This window comes from Burkholderia sp. AU17457 (assembly GCF_002223255.1).
Classification (GTDB): domain Bacteria; phylum Pseudomonadota; class Gammaproteobacteria; order Burkholderiales; family Burkholderiaceae; genus Burkholderia; species Burkholderia sola.
The window spans coordinates 85,130-102,872 of sequence record NZ_NKFB01000004.1 but is presented as its reverse complement, the minus strand read 5'-3'; the positions used below and the strand labels follow the sequence as shown (position 1 = coordinate 102,872).

15 protein-coding genes are annotated in these 17,743 nt (G+C 68.5%); 5 read left to right on the top strand and 10 right to left on the bottom strand.

Translation table 11 applies throughout. From position 1 onward, the window contains the following. Positions 1-8 precede the first annotated feature (8 nt). Both gluQRS and CFB49_RS12735 read right to left on the bottom strand, forming a co-directional pair. Positions 9-905 carry a tRNA glutamyl-Q(34) synthetase GluQRS gene (gluQRS, locus tag CFB49_RS12740; RefSeq protein WP_089491511.1) on the bottom strand — a complete coding sequence of 299 codons (897 nt, stop codon included), beginning with the start codon at positions 903-905 and terminating at the stop codon, positions 9-11. Between the two features lie 25 nt (positions 906-930). Continuing rightward, positions 931-1,785 carry a sulfurtransferase gene (locus tag CFB49_RS12735; RefSeq protein ID WP_089491510.1) on the bottom strand — a complete coding sequence of 285 codons (855 nt, stop codon included), beginning with the start codon at positions 1,783-1,785 and terminating at the stop codon, positions 931-933. 216 nt (positions 1,786-2,001) lie between these two features. Here CFB49_RS12735 and dnaE point away from each other — a divergent pair, with 216 nt between their 5' ends. The 3 genes from dnaE (at position 2,002) to CFB49_RS12720 (ending at position 8,256) form a co-directional block, all read left to right on the top strand. After that, complete coding sequence (gene dnaE / locus CFB49_RS12730) at positions 2,002-5,535, top strand: DNA polymerase III subunit alpha (protein ID WP_069618113.1); 3,534 nt, start codon at positions 2,002-2,004, stop codon at positions 5,533-5,535. A 303-nt stretch (positions 5,536-5,838) separates the two neighbouring features. Beyond that, on the top strand, positions 5,839-6,927 hold the full coding sequence (locus CFB49_RS12725) for a glycosyltransferase family 9 protein (RefSeq protein ID WP_089435416.1): 1,089 nt from the start codon (positions 5,839-5,841) through the stop codon (positions 6,925-6,927). Between the two features lie 150 nt (positions 6,928-7,077). Then, on the top strand, positions 7,078-8,256 hold the full coding sequence (locus CFB49_RS12720) for a glycosyltransferase family 9 protein (protein ID WP_069618114.1): 1,179 nt from the start codon (positions 7,078-7,080) through the stop codon (positions 8,254-8,256). Positions 8,257-8,395: 139 nt separating this feature from the next. Here CFB49_RS12720 and CFB49_RS12715 read toward each other — a convergent pair whose 3' ends face one another. From CFB49_RS12715 to CFB49_RS12705, 3 genes are all read right to left on the bottom strand, one after another. Next, entirely contained in the window at positions 8,396-9,676 is a 1,281-nt protein-coding gene (locus tag CFB49_RS12715) for an O-antigen ligase family protein (protein ID WP_089491509.1), read from the bottom strand. 132 nt (positions 9,677-9,808) lie between these two features. Beyond that, positions 9,809-10,651, bottom strand: coding sequence for a glycosyltransferase family 2 protein (locus tag CFB49_RS12710; RefSeq protein ID WP_089491508.1), 843 nt, complete (start codon positions 10,649-10,651; stop codon positions 9,809-9,811). Positions 10,652-10,771: 120 nt separating this feature from the next. Next, entirely contained in the window at positions 10,772-11,524 is a 753-nt protein-coding gene (locus tag CFB49_RS12705) for a glycosyltransferase family 2 protein (RefSeq protein ID WP_069618117.1), read from the bottom strand. A 224-nt stretch (positions 11,525-11,748) separates the two neighbouring features. Between CFB49_RS12705 and msbA the strand changes: the two genes are divergently transcribed. Together msbA and CFB49_RS12695 are read left to right on the top strand one after the other, a co-directional pair. Beyond that, positions 11,749-13,500: a lipid A export permease/ATP-binding protein MsbA gene (msbA, locus tag CFB49_RS12700; protein WP_249190624.1), complete on the top strand. Its 1,752-nt coding sequence runs from the start codon at positions 11,749-11,751 to the stop codon at positions 13,498-13,500. A gap of 88 nt (positions 13,501-13,588) precedes the next feature. Further along, positions 13,589-13,978: an RcnB family protein gene (locus CFB49_RS12695; protein ID WP_069618119.1), complete on the top strand. Its 390-nt coding sequence runs from the start codon at positions 13,589-13,591 to the stop codon at positions 13,976-13,978. Between the two features lie 70 nt (positions 13,979-14,048). Here CFB49_RS12695 and CFB49_RS12690 read toward each other — a convergent pair whose 3' ends face one another. The 5 genes from CFB49_RS12690 to CFB49_RS12670 form a co-directional block, all read right to left on the bottom strand. Continuing rightward, entirely contained in the window at positions 14,049-14,615 is a 567-nt protein-coding gene (locus CFB49_RS12690) for an FUSC family protein (RefSeq protein ID WP_069618120.1), read from the bottom strand. A 41-nt stretch (positions 14,616-14,656) separates the two neighbouring features. Further along, positions 14,657-15,916, bottom strand: a complete 1,260-nt coding sequence (locus CFB49_RS12685; protein ID WP_069618121.1) for an MFS transporter — start codon at positions 15,914-15,916, stop codon at positions 14,657-14,659. Beyond that, on the bottom strand, positions 15,913-16,884 hold the full coding sequence (locus CFB49_RS12680) for a PRC-barrel domain-containing protein (RefSeq protein ID WP_089491506.1): 972 nt from the start codon (positions 16,882-16,884) through the stop codon (positions 15,913-15,915). Before CFB49_RS12680 ends, CFB49_RS12685 begins: the two co-directional genes overlap by 4 nt. 91 nt (positions 16,885-16,975) lie before the next feature. Next, the gene (locus CFB49_RS12675; protein WP_143328586.1) at positions 16,976-17,167 is read right to left on the bottom strand and encodes a hypothetical protein; all 192 of its coding nucleotides are present in this window, start codon (positions 17,165-17,167) and stop codon (positions 16,976-16,978) included. A 111-nt stretch (positions 17,168-17,278) separates the two neighbouring features. Next, positions 17,279-17,614 (bottom strand): YggL family protein, encoded by a 336-nt coding sequence (locus CFB49_RS12670; RefSeq protein ID WP_069618124.1) that lies wholly within the window; start codon positions 17,612-17,614, stop codon positions 17,279-17,281. Positions 17,615-17,743 lie beyond the last annotated feature (129 nt).

Sequence of the window (17,743 nt, the reverse complement as noted above, 5' to 3'; positions counted from 1 at the left end):
CAGGCGGTTCAACCGGCGCGCGGCCCGAAGCGACGTGCCCACGCATCGGTCGCGGCCGCGTAGAACGCGTCGATCGTATGGCCCGGTAGATCGCCATCGTCCGACAGGCCGAGATGCGCGGCCGCGGCCCGCAGCGCCGGCAGCGGGTCGTTGCGTTCGAGCGCCGTCGCGCCCGTCTGCTTGCTGAGCTTTTCGCCGTTCGCATCGACGACGACGGGCACGTGCAGGTATTCGGGAGTCGGCACGCCGAGGCAGCGCTGCAGGTAGATCTGGCGCGCGGTCGAATCGAGCAGGTCGGCGCCGCGCACGACGTGCGTGATGCCGGCGTCGGCATCGTCGACGACGACCGCCAGTTGATACGCCCATTGGCCGTCCGCGCGCTTGAGCACGAAATCGCCGACTTCGGTCGCGAGGTTCTGCGATTGCGTGTGCTGCCAGCGATCGTCGAACGTGACGAGTGCGTCGCTGCCGTCCGGCACGCGCAGCCGCCATGCGCGCGCGGGCTTGCCGTGCAGGCCAGTGCGGCACGTGCCCGGATACGCGAGCGTCGTATGGCGTTCATGGGCGGCGCGCAGCGAATCGGCGATTTCCTTGCGCGTGCAGCCGCATGGATACACGAGCCCGGCCGCGACGAGCCGCTCGAGCGCGGCCGTGTAGGCCGCGTCGCGCGTACTCTGCCAGACGGGCGGCGCGTCGGGCGTCATCCCGAAATGCGCGAGCGTCGCGAGGATGTCGTCGGCCGCGCCGGGCACCGTGCGCGGGCCGTCGAGATCCTCGATGCGCACGAGCCACGTACCGCCATGCGCGCGTGCGTCGAGCCAGCTCGCGAGCGCGCCGACCAGCGAGCCGAAGTGCAGCGGGCCGGTGGGCGACGGCGCGAAGCGGCCGCGATAGCCGTGATTCATCGGCGGGGCGCGGTGCGACGCGCCGTTACGCGGCGCTGGCTGCCTGTGCGCAGGCCGGGCACGACTGGCCGGCCACATAGCTCGGCGATCGTTGCGCTTCCGGCGTGACGACCGCGCGGCACGCGAAGCACGTGACGTTCTCGGTGGGCTGGAGTTGCGGATTCAGCGCGGTGCGGTAGTCGAACACGAAGCAGTCGCCGTGATAGTGCGCGCCGCCGACTTCCTCGAAGTATTTCAGGATCCCGCCTTCGAGCTGGTACACGTTGTCGATGCCGATTTCCTTCATGTGGATCGCCGCCTTCTCGCAGCGGATGCCGCCGGTGCAGAACGACACGACCGTCTTGCCTTCGAGGTCGGCGCGGTTCGCGTCGATCACTTCCGGGAATTCGCTGAACTTGTCGATCCGGTAGTCGAGCGCGTTGTCGAACGTGCCGACGTCGACTTCGAACGCATTGCGCGTGTCGAGCATCACGACGGGGTGGCCGGTATCGTCGTGGCCCTGATCGAGCCACGACTTCAGCGTACGTGCATCGACGAACGGCGCGCGGCCGAGTTCCGGCTTGATCGCAGGCTTCTTCATCGTGATGATCTCGCGCTTCAGGCGCACGAGCATGCGGCGGAACGGCTGCGAGTCGGACAGGCTTTCCTTGAACTGCAACGTCGCGAACTTGCCTTCGAACAGCGGATCGTGGCGGATATACGCGATGAACGCGTCGGTGGCTTCGCGCGTGCCGGCGATGAACAGGTTGATGCCTTCCGGTGCGAGCAGGATCGTGCCGCGCAGGCCGAGTTCGTTGCAGCGGGCGGTGACGAGCGGACGCCATTGCTCGTTCGCGTCGAGCGACACGAAGTGGTAGGCGGCGAGGTTGACGATGGTCATGATGGTCCGACGGGAAAACGGTCGCACGGCGGCCCGCAAAAAAGGGTGCGAAGCCGGGGCGTTGATTCGAAAAACCGTATTATCCCGCAAACGGCGCGGGCATCGGTATCCGGCCGATCGGCCAGCCGCGCGACGTGTCGCCGCGTGCATCGGCCGAACGGCCAAAGCGGGCATTTTTTGGGCAGCCTGCGCGGCGAGGCGGCTACAATAGCGCCCATGTCAGATCCTCGCTTCGTCCATCTTCGCGTTCACTCCGAATTCTCGATCGCCGACGGCATCGTGCGCATTGACGACATCGTCAAGGCGGCGGCCGCGGACGGTCAGGGCGCGCTCGCGCTCACCGATCTCGGCAACGCATTCGGTCTCGTCCGTTTCTACCAGGAAGCCCGCGGCAAGGGCATCAAGCCGATCGCCGGCTGCGACGTCTGGATAGCCAATCCCGACGACCGCGACAAGCCGTCGCGGTTGCTGCTGCTGGTCAAGGACAAGGTCGGTTACCTGAATCTCTGCGAGCTGCTGTCGAAGGCGTGGCTCACGAACCAGTACCGCGGCCGCGCGGAACTCGACGCGAGCTGGCTCGACGGCGCGCTCGCGCAGGGGCTGCTCGCGCTGTCGGGCGCGCAACAGGGCGATATCGGGCTCGCGCTGGCCGCGGGCAACGAAGAAGCCGCGCGCCGCCACGCCGAGCGCTGGGCGCGGGTGTTTCCGGGCGGCTTCTACATCGAGCTGCAGCGTTACGGCCAGCCAGGCGCCGAGGCTTACATCCAGCAGGCCGCGGCGCTCGCCGCGTCGCTGAAGCTGCCGGTCGTCGCGACGCACCCGACGCAGTTCATGACCGACGACGATTTCACCGCGCACGAGGCGCGCGTGTGCATCTCGGAAGGCGACATCCTCGCGAACCCGCGGCGCCAGAAGCGTTTCACGACCGACCAGTATTTCCGCACGCAGGACGACATGGTCGCGCTGTTCGCCGACCTGCCGTCGGCGATCGCGAACACGGTCGAGATCGCGAAGCGCTGCAACCTGAAGCTCGAGCTCGGCAAGCCGAAACTGCCGCTGTTCCCGACGCCGGACGGCATGTCGCTCGACGACTACCTGGTCCAGCTGTCGAAGGAAGGGCTCGAGACCCGCCTCGCGCAGTTGTATCCGGTCGAGGCCGAGCGCGACGCGCAGCGCGACACGTACTACAAGCGCCTCGAATTCGAGTGCGGGACCATCACGAAGATGGGCTTCCCCGGCTACTTCCTGATCGTCGCGGACTTCATCAACTGGGCGAAGAACAACGGCGTGCCGGTCGGCCCGGGCCGCGGCTCGGGCGCCGGCTCGCTGGTCGCGTACGCGCTCGGCATTACCGACCTCGATCCGCTGCGCTACAACCTGCTGTTCGAGCGCTTCCTGAACCCGGAACGCGTGTCGATGCCCGACTTCGACATCGACTTCTGCCAGCACGGCCGCGATCGCGTGATCCAGTACGTGAAGGAGAAATACGGCGCGGACGCCGTGTCGCAGATCGCCACGTTCGGCACGATGGCCGCGAAGGCGGCCGTGCGCGACATCGGCCGCGTGCTCGACCTCGGCTACATGTTCACCGACGGCGTCGCGAAGCTGATTCCGTTCAAACCCGGCAAGCACGTGACGATTGCCGACGCGATGAAGGAAGAGCCGCAGCTGCAGGAGCGCTACGACCACGAGGACGAAGTCCACCAGCTGCTCGATCTCGCGCAGCGCGTCGAGGGCTTGACGCGTAACGTCGGGATGCACGCGGGCGGCGTGCTGATCGCGCCCGGCAAGCTGACCGATTTCTGCCCGCTGTACACGCAGGGCGACGACGGCGGCGTGGTCAGCCAGTACGACAAGGACGACGTCGAAGCCGTCGGCCTCGTGAAGTTCGACTTTCTGGGCCTCACGACGCTGACGATCCTCGACTGGGCCGAGCGCTACATCCGCCGCCTCGATCCGTCGAAGGCCGACTGGTCGCTCGCGCAGGTGCCGCTCGACGATCCGGCGTCGTTCCAGATCCTGAAGAAGGCCAACACGGTCGCGGTGTTCCAGCTGGAAAGCCGCGGGATGCAGGGCATGCTGAAGGATGCGCAGCCCGACCGCTTCGAGGACATCATCGCGCTCGTGTCGTTGTACCGTCCGGGCCCGATGGACCTGATCCCGAGCTTCTGCGCACGGAAGCACGGGCGCGAGAAGGTCGACTATCCGGATCCGCGCGTCGAACCCGTCCTGAAAGAGACCTACGGCATCATGGTCTATCAGGAGCAGGTGATGCAGATGGCGCAGATCATCGGCGGCTACTCGCTCGGCGGCGCGGACTTGCTGCGTCGCGCGATGGGCAAGAAGAAGCCCGAGGAGATGGCCAAGCATCGCGAGATCTTCGCCGAGGGTGCGGCGAAGAACGGCCTCACGCGCGAGAAGTCCGACGAGATCTTCGACTTGATGGAGAAGTTCGCGGGCTACGGCTTCAACAAGTCGCACGCGGCCGCGTATGCGCTGCTCGCGTATTACACCGCGTGGCTGAAGGCGCACCATCCGGCGGAATTCATGGCGGCCAACATGACGCTCGCGATGGACGACACCGACAAGGTGAAGATCCTGTTCGACGACTGCGTCGTGAACAACCTCGCCGTGCTGCCGCCGGACATCAACCAGTCGCATTACCGGTTCGAGCCGGTCGCGGAAGCCGACGGCAAGCGCTCGCGCACGATCCGCTACGGGCTCGGCGCGGTGAAGGGCAGCGGCCAGAACGCGATCGAGGAAATCCTGCGTGCGCGCGAGGAAAAGGCGTTCACCGACCTGTTCGACTTCTGCGAACGGATCGACCGGCGCGTCGTCAACCGCCGCACGATCGAGGCCCTGATCCGCGCCGGCGCGTTCGATTCGCTGAACCCGAACCGTGCGCAGTTGATCGCGTCGGTGCCGCTCGCGATGGAAGCGGCCGACCAGGCCGAAGCGAACGCGATGCAGGCCGGGCTGTTCGACATGGGCGCCGAGTCGCCGCATGCGCACGCGCTCGTCGACGAACCCGCGTGGGACGACAAGCGCCGCCTGCAGGAAGAAAAGGCCGCGCTCGGTTTCTATCTGTCCGGCCATCTGTTCGACGCGTATCGCGAAGAAGTGCGCCGCTTCGTGCGACAGAAGGTCGGCGACCTGAAGGAAGGACGCGACAAGCTCGTCGCCGGCATCATCGCGTCGCTGCGCACGCAGATGACCCAGCGCGGCAAGATGCTGATCGCGCTGCTCGACGACGGTTCCGGCCAGTGCGAGATCACGATCTTCAACGAGCAGTTCGAGGCGAACAAGGCGCTGTTCAAGGAAGACGAGCTGCTGATCGTGCAGGGGCAGGCGCGTAACGACGCGTTCACCGGCGGCATTCGCTTCACCGCCGATACCGTGATGGATCTCGAACGTGCCCGCAGCCGCTATGCGCAGGCCGTGCGGCTGACGATGAACGGCAACGCCGACGCGCTCGCGCTGCGCCGCGTGCTCGAGCCGCACGTGTCGAAGGACGATCCGGCCGCGGCGAACGTGGTCGAAGCGCCCGCGCCGCGCGGCGGCGGCCGCGATGGCGGTCGGCGCCCGCAGGCGCCGCTGCCGAACGGGCTTGCCGTCCAGATCCACTACAGCAACGCGCGGGCGCAAGGCGAAATGCGTTTGGGCGACGCGTGGCGCGTGAAGCCGAGCGACGTGCTGCTGGCGGATCTGCGCGCGGCGTTCGACGGCAGCGTCGTCGAAATCACGTACTGACCGCGCCCCGCTTCGGCGGCGGTCGCGCAGAGGCGGCCCGTCGCATCGCCATCGTGCGGTGCGGCGGGCCGTTTTTACGTGCGAGGGTTGCGGGGGTCTTGGGCTGGCCATCCGGACGCTATACAATCCCGCGCTAACCGTCCGAACGCGGCGTTTGCCGCCGGTTCGCACGGCAAGCAGCGGCGGTAGCGCGCGCGTAACACGGGCGGATCCGTGCCGCGTGCGGCACGGTAGGCCCTCGGACCAGGATGCCGTGGAACGGCCCGTCGCGACGATAAAAACTGATTGTCCCCCCACATGACCATGGTCAATGGAAACCCGACACAGCGGATCCTCGTGATCCGGATTGATTTTCTGGGCGACATGTTGTGCACGACGGCGTTTCTCGGCGCGCTGAAGGCGCGTTGGCCGGGCGCGGAGCTGCATGTGGTCGCGAACCGCTACAACGCGGCCGCGCTGGCCGGAAACCCGGACGTGCACACGATCCACACCTACGTGTACAGCCGCCAGTGCGAGCGCAACGACCGCCCCGGCCGGATGCGCGCATTCTTCGACCGGCTGCGACTCGTGCGCCGTCTGCGCCGCTTGCGGTTCGACCTGGTGATCGTGCCGAACGGCGGCATGCATCGCAGCAGCATGCAGTTCGCGCGCCAGCTTCGCGCGAAGGATTGCCGCTGGCACGATGCGGAGACCGAATTCGACGATCGCAAGCCCGAGCATGTCGCGCGGCGTCCGATGTTCCATGAAGCGTTGTCGGGCTTCCGGCTCGTGCCCGAACTCGGTTGCGCCGATCTCGATCAGCTCGCGCTCTCGGTGCATCCCGATCGCTCGCTACAGGAAACGTGGCATCGGCTGCTCGGCGCGCGCACGAAGCCGCGCGTCGGACTGTTCGTGTCGAACAAGGCGGTCGAGCGGCGCTGGCCCGCCGATCGCTGGCGCGACCTCGGCGAGCGCCTCGCACCGGTTGCCGACGTGATCGTGTTTCGCGATCCGGCCATCGGCCACGCTGCCGACGGCGACATGTGGCGCGACGTGAATGCACGGCATGTCGCGCCTTCCTCGGTCGCCGAGCTGGTGGCGGCCGCGAGCCTGCTCGACGCGATCGTCTCGGCCGACAGCGCGCCCGTGCATATTGCGTCGGCGCTCGGCGTACCGGTGGCCGCCCTGTTCGAGGACCGTCCCGAGAAATACCTGCGCTGGCATCCGCTCGGCGTGCCGCACGTGATCCTGCGTGCGGGCCCGACCGTCGATGCGATCGGTGTCGATGCGGTCGAGCGCGCGGTGCGCCACCTGCTGCCGCAGGCCGGCCGTCGCGACGAAGCCGCGGCCAGTACCGCGCTCGCGCAGCCGGCCGTCGCCACGTCGCCCGTGATCGCGCCGATCGCATCGTAGCGCGGTGCGCGTCGTGCGGCTGCGTACCGCGCGACGCTCCGCTGGCGGAGCCGCATCGCGGCAGCCTGCGCGGCCGGGTGCGCGACGCCGCGCCGGCTACTGCAAAATCCTGTACATTGCCAGCCTTGTTCAGCCAGCCAGACGATCACCGTGGCCCTGTTTTCTTCCACCCGTCCGCCCAGAACCATCCTCGTTGCCGCGCCGCGCCGTATCGGCGACGTGCTGCTGACGACACCGCTCGTACGGTCGCTGAAGGCGCGTTGGCCGGACGCGCACATCGACATGCTGGTGTTTCGCGGCACCGAGGGCGTGCTCGAGCACAATCCGGACGTGCGGCGCGTGATCGTGGTCGCGCAGCGCGCCGGGTTCGGCGAGCGGTTGCGCGACGCGTTGTCGATGTGGCGCCGCTACGATCTCGCATGCGCGGCGCTGAGTTCCGACCGGCCGCGTTTCTACAGCTGGTTCGCCGGTCGCAAGCGGGTCGGCCTCGTCGACCCGAACCGCGTCACGTGGCTCACGCGGATGATGCTGAACGGGATCGCGATCAATCACCATGAATCCGCGCATACGGTCGTCAGTACGCTCGCGCTTGCGCCGGTGATCGGCATCGAGCCGGTGTCCGAGGTCGTCGCGCCCGGCATCGGCGACGATCCGGCGCGGCGCGCGCGTTTCGACGCGTGGCTCGCCGAGTCGCCCGCGATCCGCGCCGGCAAGCCGCTGGTCGTGCTGCATCCGTATCCGATGTTCCGTTACAAGCAATGGCGGCTCGACGGCTGGGTCGACATGATCGGCTGGTTGCGCGAGCAGGGCTTCGCGGTCGCGCTGTCGGGCGGCCCGGCCGATCGCGAGCGCGAGTATGCGGAGCAGGTCGCGGCCGAGGCGGGCGGCGACGTGCTGAACCTGGTCGGCCGCCTGACGTTCGGCGAGAGCGCGGAGCTCGTGCGGCGCGCGCGGCTCTTCATCGGGCCCGACACCGGCGCGACGCACGTCGCGGCCGCGACCGGCACCGACACGATTGCGCTGTTCGGGCCGTCCGACCCCGTGCGCTGGGGGCCGTGGCCGCAGCATTGGCCCGCGACCGAGAATCCGTGGTCGCTGCGCGGCTCGGGCCGGCACGGTAACGTGTGGCTGCTGCAAGGGGAAGGCGATTGCGTGCCGTGCCGGCACGAAGGCTGCGAGCGCCATGTCGACAGCCGCAGCGACTGCCTGGTCCATCTCGGCGCGCAGCGCGTGAAGGCCGCAGCGGCCGAGATGCTCGGGCTGAATCCGCCGGGCCCGGCTGACATCATCGTCGACACGTCGCGGCTGCACCGCGCCGGCTCCGACTGACACGCGGCAAACGCGCGTTTTTCTTCGTTCGTACGGGGCTTGTTTCGCGGGGAGTCACGCGGCTCGCCCGCAGCGATGGTGGATATCCGCTGCCGCCGACCTGGGCCGGGCGGCGCAGCGGAACGTATGGCGGTGTGCGTTACACGCTGCGCCGGATCGCCGACGTTTCGCGCGGCAGCGCTTCGCTGCGTTCACCGCAACCGAGCAGGATGCCGGCCAGCAGCACGATCAGGTGCCCTTCGGCGAAATCCAGCAGCAGCGAATTCGCGAGACTGCCGATCGCGAAGATCGCGAGCCACGCGAGCAGCAAGTGCCGCGAGCGCGGATCGAGCGCACGGCTGCCGCGCGCGATCTGCACGATCAGGTTGACGAACAGCAGCACGCCAAGCGTACCGAGCTGCACGGCCATCAGCAGGTATTCGTTGTGCGGGTTCGACGTGAGTTGCCCTTCGGCGGCCGTCTTGCCGGCGGTGAGCTTTTCGAATTCGGATTCGAGGCCGCCCGCACCGTAGCCGATCACGGGGCGCTGCCGATACAGCTCCAGCCCCTTCTTGTACCACTCGAGGCGCAGCCCGGTCGACGTGGCCGCATCGCTTTGCCGGTATTGCTGCACTTCCGTTACGACTTTCGTCAGCCGGCCGTTGTGAACCGTGCATGCAGCAATCACGAGCGCGACGCCGGCCAATACGAGCACGCCGGCGGCGAGCCCTGCGCGCAGCGCGGACTCCCGGCGCAGCAACAGCACGAAACGCACCGCGACGACGAGGATCAGCAGCAGCGCGATGACCTGTCCTGTGCGTCCCTGCAGCATCACGAACACGTTGACGAGCGACCACGCGGCGATGCCCGCATAGGCGGCGCGCGACAGCGCCGTGCGGGCGGCCAGCGCGAGATCGGCCGCCTGGTAGAACAGCAGCGCGCCGAACATGCCGGCCGCGATGTGGTTCTTGAACACCCACGCGCGCGACAGCGGCAACTGGGTCGCATACGCCGGGCCGATCGCGGTGAGCCCGAGATAGTTGGTCGTCGACAGCAGCAGGATCACGCACAGCGTGCCGAACCAGCAGCGCCGCACGATCGGCGCCCAGTTCGAATGACGGAACGCGAGCACGGCGAACGGCAGCAGCAGCAGCTTGTCGTATTTCGCCACCCAGTTCCACGCCTTGTGATGCGGCGCGACCGTATAGGTGACGCTCACGGCCAGCGCGGCCAGGATCAGCAGCGCCGCGAGCGAAGCCGGGTCGGCGACGAACGAGCGCAGGTCGCGCCAGAATTCGGGGGAGATCACGAGCGCGGCGGCGAACAGCCCGCAGAACACGTTGGTCAGCGCGGTCGAAACGGGCACCATGCAGAGCGCGGCGACGGCGAATGCGCGGGCGGCGGTCAGGCGCCGCGTGGCGGGAGCGGAAAACGAAAGCATCGGAACCTGTCGTATGGACGAATGCGGCTTGCGGGCATCTGCGCCGCGTCGCATGTCCCGGTGAGCGATCCGGGACGAACGGCGCAGTATACGCGAAGCAGGGCGGGTTTCCGTGCGGTTTTCGGGGATGGATCAGCTGAACGCGCGCTTGATCCGCGAGCGCAGCAGGGCGCGCTTGAGGCGGCCTTCCACGGCCGGCGTATCGAGCGCGATCTGCGTGCCGACCGGCTCGCCGCGATGCAGGTAGTAGCGGTCGAACGTCGCCTGCGTCATGCCCCATTTGTTCAGGAACTGGCGGCGGCCGTCGTTCTTGACGATCTTCCCGGTGCTCTTCTGCTGGAAGTGGTACACGAGGCTGTCGCCGACGCCGACGAAGATCCGGCAGCCGGCGTCCCAGAATTTCATCGAGAAGTCGTTGTCGCTGCTCATGCCCGGCGACAGCTCGCTGCTGTAGCCGCCGATGCGGTTCCACCAGTCGCGGTGCACGAGCGTCGGCGGCCAGGTCGAGCCGAGCCAGTCCGCGCGCGCCAGCTTCGGGGTCGCGGCGACGAGGCCCGCCGCGTCGAACTGCTCGGCGTCGCGGCCGAAATTGCTGACGACCACGCACGGGTTGCGCGTGTCGACCGGCTCGACCATCGTGCCCGACAGCATGAACAGGTCGGTGGGCATTTGCTCGATGCGGCGCACGAGCGCCGTGTCCCAGCCCGGGCAGCAGAACATGTCGTCGTTCATGTAGACGACGTAGTCGCGCGTGGCGCGCGCGGCGGCGAGGTTGACCGCATGGCAGATGCCGATGTTGGCCGGCGATGCCGTGTGTTCGATCCCTTCGTTGCGCACCCAGTCGAGCGTGCCGTCCGAGCCGTCGTTCACGTGCACGATGATCTGGTGGTCGTACGCGGAATGCCGGCGCAGGCTGTCGACGACGAGCTTGAGGTACGGCAGGTTGTTCCAGGTCGGAATGATGATGGAGAACATGGCGGTCGGATTCGGTGGTCGTCGTGACGGGCGGCGCGCAGTGCAGCCGCCCGGGCGGGCACGCGCGGTGCGCGCAACCCGGCATTGTAACGCCGGGCCGGTCGCGCACCGGGCGGGTGCCTAGCGGGCCGGCTCGTGACCGAGCTTCAGGAAGCGGTAGTACACGGTTTCCGCGTTGAACACCGCGATCATGAAGCCCGCGCGGCCGTCGAGGAACCCGCGCCGCAGCACGTAGGTGCGTACGAACGCCCATGCGCCGCGGCCGAGCGCCTTGCCGAAGCCGCCGCGCTGGCCGGCCGCGCGGCGCTGGCGCGCGCCGGCCGTCGAATACGCGTCGAGCTTGCGCACGACCGTTTCGAAATCCTCGTACGAATAGTGCATCAGCTTGCCGGTCAGGCGCTGCGCGGCGGTATCGAACACGAGGCGCTCGTGCACGAGATCGTCCGAGAATCGCGCGGTGCCGCGCCGGAACAGCCGCGGCACCCAGTCCGGATACCAGCCGCTGTGATGAATCCACTGGCCGCAGAAGCTCGACAGCCGGTCGAGCGCGTAGACCTGCGCGGCCGGCGCGCGGATCGCGTCGCGGATCGACTGCGCGAGTTCCGGCGTGACGACTTCGTCGGTATCGAGCGACAGGATCCAGTCGGTGCCGAGCGCGTCGAGCGCGCGGTTCTTCTGCGGGCCGAAGCCTGGCCAGTCGCGCTCGACGATCACGCGCGCGCCGTGCGCCTGCGCGATCGCGACGGTATCGTCGGTGCTGCCGCCGTCGACGACGACGACATCGTCGGCGAACGACAGCGCATCGAGACACTGCGCAAGCCGCGCGGATGCGTTGAGGGCGATGAGGGCGACGCCGAGGGAGGGTTCAGCCATGAAATCGTCGGAAAGGCGGAGAAAACGGTGAGCGGCAGTATACCTTCGGCCCGGTCGCGGCCCGCATCGGCGACGGGCGTGCCCGCGGGGGCGGTGCGGCTATAATGTTGAGCCCTTTCCGGCACCCGCCCGACAGGGCGCACACCCGGGCGGCCACGCGCCGGGCGCCGCGTCGCGGCTCAAGAAGGATTGCCTTGGAAACCCAGAACACACTTCGCAAACCGATGGACGGCACCGGCACCTCGCCGCTCACGGTCCTCAAGCGCCTGTGGCCGTACATCCGGCCGCTCGTCGGCATCGTGGTGCTCGCCGTGATGACGATGGGCGTCGTCGCGGCCACCGAAGCCGGCATTCCGGCGCTGCTCAAGCCGCTGCTCGACCACGGCTTCGGCTCGCACGGCAGCGACAGCGCGAAATGGTACGTGCCGATCGCGGTGATCGGCCTCGCGCTGGTGCGCGGCGTATCGCAGTACACCTCGAATTACCTGCTCAACTACGTATCGAACCGCATCCTGCTGCAGCTGCGGCTCGAGATGTTCCAGCGGATGCTCCACACGGGCGCGTCGTTCTTCCAGCGCGAAACCGCGAGCACGGTGATCAACGCGATCGTGTTCGAGGTCAACCAGATCCTGTCGGTGCTGACGGGCGTGATGGTCACGCTCGTGCGCGACTCGCTGACGGTGATCTTCCTGCTCGGCTACCTGTTCTACCTGAACTGGCGGCTCACGCTGATCGTCGCGGTGATCCTGCCGGGCATCGGCTGGCTCGTCAGCAAGATCAACCGCCGGCTGCGCCGGCTGAACCGCGAGCACCAGACGCTGACCAACGAGCTGTCGTACATCGTCGAGGAGACGGTCGGCGGCTACAAGGTCGTCAAGGTGCATAACGGCGAAGCGTACGAGATGGACCGCTTCACGACGATGAGCAAGCGCCTGCGCGGCTATGCGATGCGGATGACGATCTCGGGCGGCCTCGCGCAGCCGCTCACGCAGTTCCTCGCGTCGATCGCGCTCGCGGTCGTGATCACGATCGCGGTCGTGCAATCGTCGAACGACCAGACGACGGTCGGCGGCTTCGTCGCGTTCGTCACGTCGATGCTGCTGGTGATCTCGCCGCTCAAGCACCTGATCGACGTCAACCAGCCGCTGCAGCGCGGAATGACGGCCGCCGAGCTGATCTTCGGGCTGATCGACGAGCCGGCCGAGCCGCAGGGCGGCGGGCGGCTGCTGCCGCACGCGCGCGGCGAGATCGAGTTCCGCGCCGTGTCGTTCGATTACGGCGCGGCCGAACGGCCGACGCTCGACCGCATCTCGTTCAAGGTCGCGCCGGGTGAAATGATCGCGCTGGCCGGCCCGTCCGGCAGCGGCAAGACGACGCTCGTGAACCTGCTGCCGCGCTTCTTCGACCCGACGGACGGCACGATCCTGGTCGACGGCGTACCGGTTGCCGACTACGACCTGCACGCGCTGCGCGGCCAGATGGCGATGGTCAGCCAGGACGTCGTGCTCTTCAACGACACGATCGCCGCGAACGTCGCCTACGGGCAGACGCCCGACCGGGCGCGCGTGCAGGCCGCGCTCGAGGCCGCGAATCTCGCCGATGTGGTCGCCGCGATGCCCGACGGGCTCGATACGCTGGTCGGCGGCAACGGGATGCGGTTGTCCGGCGGCCAGCGCCAGCGGCTCGCGATTGCGCGCGCGATCTACAAGGACGCGCCGATCCTGATCCTCGACGAAGCGACGTCGGCGCTCGATTCGGAGTCGGAGCGCCACGTGCAGGCCGCGCTCGAGCGGCTGATGGAAGGCCGGACGACGCTGGTGATCGCGCACCGGCTGTCGACGATCGAGCGCGCGGACCGCATCCTCGTGCTCGAGGCCGGCAAGATCGTCGAAGAGGGCAGCCACGACGAACTGCTGCGCCACGGCGGCCTCTACGCGCACCTGCACCGGATCCAGTACCAGCAGCAGGCGGCGTGACGCGCGGTCATGCGGCCGCGATGCCGTGTGCTACATCGGGCAGTCCCGGTCGTTTCTTGTTCGACGTGACACCACGGAGGGAAGGACAATGAAGAGGATGCACGGCATGATGCTGGCCGCACTGATCGCGGCCGGCTGCGCCGCCACCGCGGCGATGGCGCAGGATCACGGCAACCACGGCAATCGCGACGACCGCGGCGGCCACGGGATGCAGCACGGCCATGGCCCGAAACACGTGCCGCCCGGGCACGCGATGCATCGCGACGACGTACCGCCGCGCTGGGCCGACGGGCCGCGCCGCGACTGGCACAAGGGTGACCGGCTGCCGGACGAGTTCCGCGATCGCCAGTATGTGGTCGACGACTGGCGCGGCTACCACCTGAGTGCGCCGCCGCGCGGCTATCACTGGGTCGGCGTCGGCGGCGACTACCTGCTCGTGCAGATCGGCTCGGGCATCGTGCTGCGGGTCGGTCCGTAACCCGGTCCGTAATCGTCACGCAGCGTTCCGATCGTTCATCCGGCTGCCGGGCGCGTGGCCCGGCGCCGCGTCACTTTGCCGCCGCGCGGCGGAACCAGCGCCGCTCGATTCTCGACATCACCCAGCACACGCCCAGTGCGCACACCGTGCCGAGCGTCACTTCGCCGAGCCGGATCAGCGGAACGTCCCACAGCGGGCCGTTGCCCGGGAACAGCAGCACGATCGTCGCGGTCACGCCGCCGAGCCGTGCCGCGCTGCCGATGTTCAGGCACCAGCAGCAGACGATCACGACCGCGACCGTGATCGCATACGCGACGAGGCGATCGCCGCCCAACGCCGCACCGGCGAAGCCCAGGACGCCGCCGACCATCGCGCCGATGAACTGGTCGCGCGACAGCGACATCGTGTCCGAGTAGTTGTGCTGCGTGACGGCGATCGCGGTGATCGCCGCCCATACCGCCTGCTCGCTATGCATCGCGCGGCCGATCGCATACGCGAGGCACGCGCCGCAGACGGCCTGCACCGCCATCAGCCCGCCTTGCGCGAGCCGTTCGCCGAATGACAGCCCCTTGAACAGATCGAAGATCGACTGCTGGATCTGCTGGCGGGCTTCGTTGAGTGTCCTGATCGTATCCATCGTGCGTCGGCCAAGAAGCGGGGAGCGGCGGCACGCCGCCGTCAATGCGCCTGTTCGGGCGAGGCGGGCGCCGGTTCGTCGGCCGTCGCGTCGCCGTTCCCGACGCGCGTTTCGGGCATCACGAGCCAGACCAGCAGCACCGCGAGCGCGCCTGCCGCGGCGAGCCCGAAGAAACTGACCGCGTTGCCGAAGTGATCGGCGACGTAGCCGGCCACGGCCGTGCTGAGCGTCGCGCCGATCCCGGCCGCGAGCCCGAACAGCCCGATGCACAGGTTGTAGCGGCCCTTGCCGCCCGCGACGTCGGCCGCGATCAGCGGCAGCATCACGCCGAACACGGCCGCGCTGATGCCGTCGAGCATCTGGACCGGCACGAGCAGGTACGGGCTGCTGACGCCGGCGAACAGCAGCGCGCGCACCGGCAGCGCGGAGAAGCCGAGCAGCAGGATCGGGCGGCGCCCCCAGCGCTGCGCGGAACGGCCGACCCACGGCGACAGCATCGCGACGATCGCCTGCGGCACGATGATGCACGCGGCGATCACGAGCTGCACGTTCTCGCCCATCCCGGCCGTGACTTCGCCGGCCGCGAGGTTCAGCATCGCGGCGTTCGACAGATGGAACAGCACGACGCAGGCCGCGAAGATCAGCATCCGGCGGTCGCGCAGCAGTTCGAGCAGCGTTTCGCGCTCGCCGGCTTCGTCGAGGTCGTCAGGTTTCGACGACTGCGGAATCACCTGGTGCGTCGGCTGGATCATCGCGAGCGCGAACAGCGCGGGCAGCGCCAGCACGGCGGTCAGCCAGAACACCGCGCGCGCGGAGAAGTATTCGCCGGTGAGCCCCATCAGGCCCGCCGCGACCGCGCTGCCGATCGACGCCCAGCGCGCGTTGCGGCCCAGCCGGTCGCCGAGGTCGGCGCGGCCGACGAGCGAGAACGAGATCGCCGCCATCGCCGGCACCAGCATGCAGCTGGCGAAACCGTGGAACACCTCGGCGGCGATCACCGGCACGATCGTCGGGCTCGACGCGAGCAGTACCGCGGACAGGATGATGGCCGCGATCGCCCACGCGGCCGCGCCTTTCTTGTTCTTCAGCGCATCGACGGCCGCGCCGCCCGGCACCTGGCTGACCATCGCGCTGATCGTGCCGATCGACAGCACCATGCCGATCTCGCCCTGCGTCCACTTGTGCGACGCGAGGTAGGACGCGATGAACGGACCGAACCCGGTTTGAACGTTTGCAACGAAAAAGTTGAGCCAGTCGAGGGCCCGGAGACTGCGAACGCTGACGGAATGCTTGATCGTCATCGGGTGGCACTCGCAGACGAAGCCGGCACCGCTGCCGCCGGGGCAACGGGCGGAAAGACCGCGACGATCGGCTTGTCGGCCGCATACGGCGGCGATGCCTTGATCTGCGCGTCGTTCAGGTCGAGCTGCGGGTGCAGCGCCTTGTCGCGCGTGACGAAGCGCAGCGCGCCCCAGCTCGCGGCGATCGAACGGCGATCGGTATTGACGAGCCCGCCGAGGTCGAGCACGACGGCCTGCGGCTGCGCGCCGCGGTCGATCAGCACGTCGACGATGCGGCCGATCTTCGTGCCGTTCGGGCGCTCGACATCGCTGTCGAGCATCGGCAGCCGCGTCGCCGGCGACGCCGCGGCCGAGCCTGACAGCGGCACGGCTTTCGGCCGCGCGGCCGGCGGCAGATCGCCCGACGGCACGTCGAGCACGATCGGCTCCTGTTTGCCGCCCGGCGTGAAGCGGAACACGTTCCACGGGAAGACGACCTTGCGGTCGCCGATCCCCATGAAGCCCTGCAGGTTGACGATCATCTCGCGCGGCTTGCCGCTCGCATCGACCACCATGTCGACCGCGCGGCCGACCACCTTGCCGTTGCGGCGCGCGACTTCGCTGTCGAGCAGCGCATGGATCTGGGTGCGGTCGAGCGCGCGCGTCGCGACGAGCGGCGGGGGCGGCGGCGGCGGCGGGGTCGGCGATTCGGGGCGCTGCACGGGCTTCGGCCGTGCCACTTCGCGGTGCGGCTTCTTCGGCGCTTCCGGTTCCTCCGGTTGCGTCGGCGCGGGCACGGGCGGCATCGTCAGCGGCTCGCCGGCGGTTTCCTCGACGGGCTCGACGAGCGCCTCGCTGATCGGCGCGGGCGGGTTCTGGACCGGCAGCAGCCCGCAGCCGGACAGCAGCGCGGCGACGGCGAAGATCAGGAAGACCGTCGAGGACGGCAACGACTTGCGGGATGCGGGAAACGGGAGTCCGCCGCTCATTGACACTCACTCCATGGGTCGGGGCGGCCCGAGGGCACGCGGCTGGCGATGGATGGCGGGTGCGGGCGGCGCACCACGCGAGGGTGAGAGTTTAACGTGTCTTGCTTTCAGGACCGATTTCGATGGCGGATCGCAGGCGGACCGTCGGGAAAAGGAAGGGATCGGCGGCCGGTCCGAGGCCTGGCGGCGGCGCGTGGTTGATGACGATGCGGGCACCGGCGCCGCTACCGGCGGTGTGCTGGTGCGGCGAGTTCGAGCCGTCGTACGCGGACAGCGACATCAACGCCGCAACGCCAGCGGCCGTGATGATCGTTCGGAAGAAGCGACGCCCGCCGCGCCCGCCGTGGTGGCGGGCAGGGGCGGGCGCTACCTGAAGCAGCGTGAACCCGGGAAATCAGGCGTCCGGATACCATGCGTCGGCGAATTCGCTGACCTGGACGTCCTTCAGTTCCGGACGGGCGGCCAGCCATCCGCGCACGAGTTCGCGATCGGCGTCGGTCGTCGTGCCGCGCGGCGCGCCGGAGATCACGTACGCACCGATGCCTTCGTCCGCGGACGCGACGGTCAGCAGCCCGTTCGCTTCGACGAAGTCGATGAATGCATCGATCAACTGGCCGCGCTCGAGGTCGGTCATGTCGTTGCGGTAATGCGCGGTGGCGTTGAACGAGAGTTCCTGGAATTCGCCGATGTGGAGTTTCTTGCGCTGACGGCGGTTGTGGCCTTGGCTCATGGTGTGTGCTGAGTGAATGAGAGGTGAGAAAGGATAGCGCGGCGGATGGCGCGGGCGCCCTGTCGACATGCTGCATGGGTGACGCTGGCGGCGAAAGCGGGCGTATCGCGGGACCGTTTTCGAAACTGT

Excerpts from the sequence above, each read along its gene's own strand:
- dnaE (WP_069618113.1), top strand. The coding sequence starts at position 2,002 with ATGTCAGATCCTCGCTTCGTCCATCTTCGCGTTCACTCCGAATTCTCG.
- CFB49_RS12735 (WP_089491510.1), bottom strand. The coding sequence starts at position 1,785 with ATGACCATCGTCAACCTCGCCGCCTACCACTTCGTGTCGCTCGACGCG.
- CFB49_RS12725 (WP_089435416.1), top strand. The coding sequence starts at position 5,839 with ATGGTCAATGGAAACCCGACACAGCGGATCCTCGTGATCCGGATTGAT.
- gluQRS (WP_089491511.1), bottom strand. The coding sequence starts at position 905 with ATGAATCACGGCTATCGCGGCCGCTTCGCGCCGTCGCCCACCGGCCCG.
- CFB49_RS12710 (WP_089491508.1), bottom strand. The coding sequence starts at position 10,651 with ATGTTCTCCATCATCATTCCGACCTGGAACAACCTGCCGTACCTCAAG.
- CFB49_RS12715 (WP_089491509.1), bottom strand. The coding sequence starts at position 9,676 with ATGCTTTCGTTTTCCGCTCCCGCCACGCGGCGCCTGACCGCCGCCCGC.
- CFB49_RS12680 (WP_089491506.1), bottom strand. The coding sequence starts at position 16,884 with ATGAGCGGCGGACTCCCGTTTCCCGCATCCCGCAAGTCGTTGCCGTCC.
- msbA (WP_249190624.1), top strand. The coding sequence starts at position 11,749 with ATGGACGGCACCGGCACCTCGCCGCTCACGGTCCTCAAGCGCCTGTGG.
- CFB49_RS12670 (WP_069618124.1), bottom strand. The coding sequence starts at position 17,614 with ATGAGCCAAGGCCACAACCGCCGTCAGCGCAAGAAACTCCACATCGGC.
- CFB49_RS12685 (WP_069618121.1), bottom strand. The coding sequence starts at position 15,916 with ATGACGATCAAGCATTCCGTCAGCGTTCGCAGTCTCCGGGCCCTCGAC.
- CFB49_RS12690 (WP_069618120.1), bottom strand. The coding sequence starts at position 14,615 with ATGGATACGATCAGGACACTCAACGAAGCCCGCCAGCAGATCCAGCAG.
- CFB49_RS12705 (WP_069618117.1), bottom strand. The coding sequence starts at position 11,524 with ATGGCTGAACCCTCCCTCGGCGTCGCCCTCATCGCCCTCAACGCATCC.
- CFB49_RS12695 (WP_069618119.1), top strand. The coding sequence starts at position 13,589 with ATGAAGAGGATGCACGGCATGATGCTGGCCGCACTGATCGCGGCCGGC.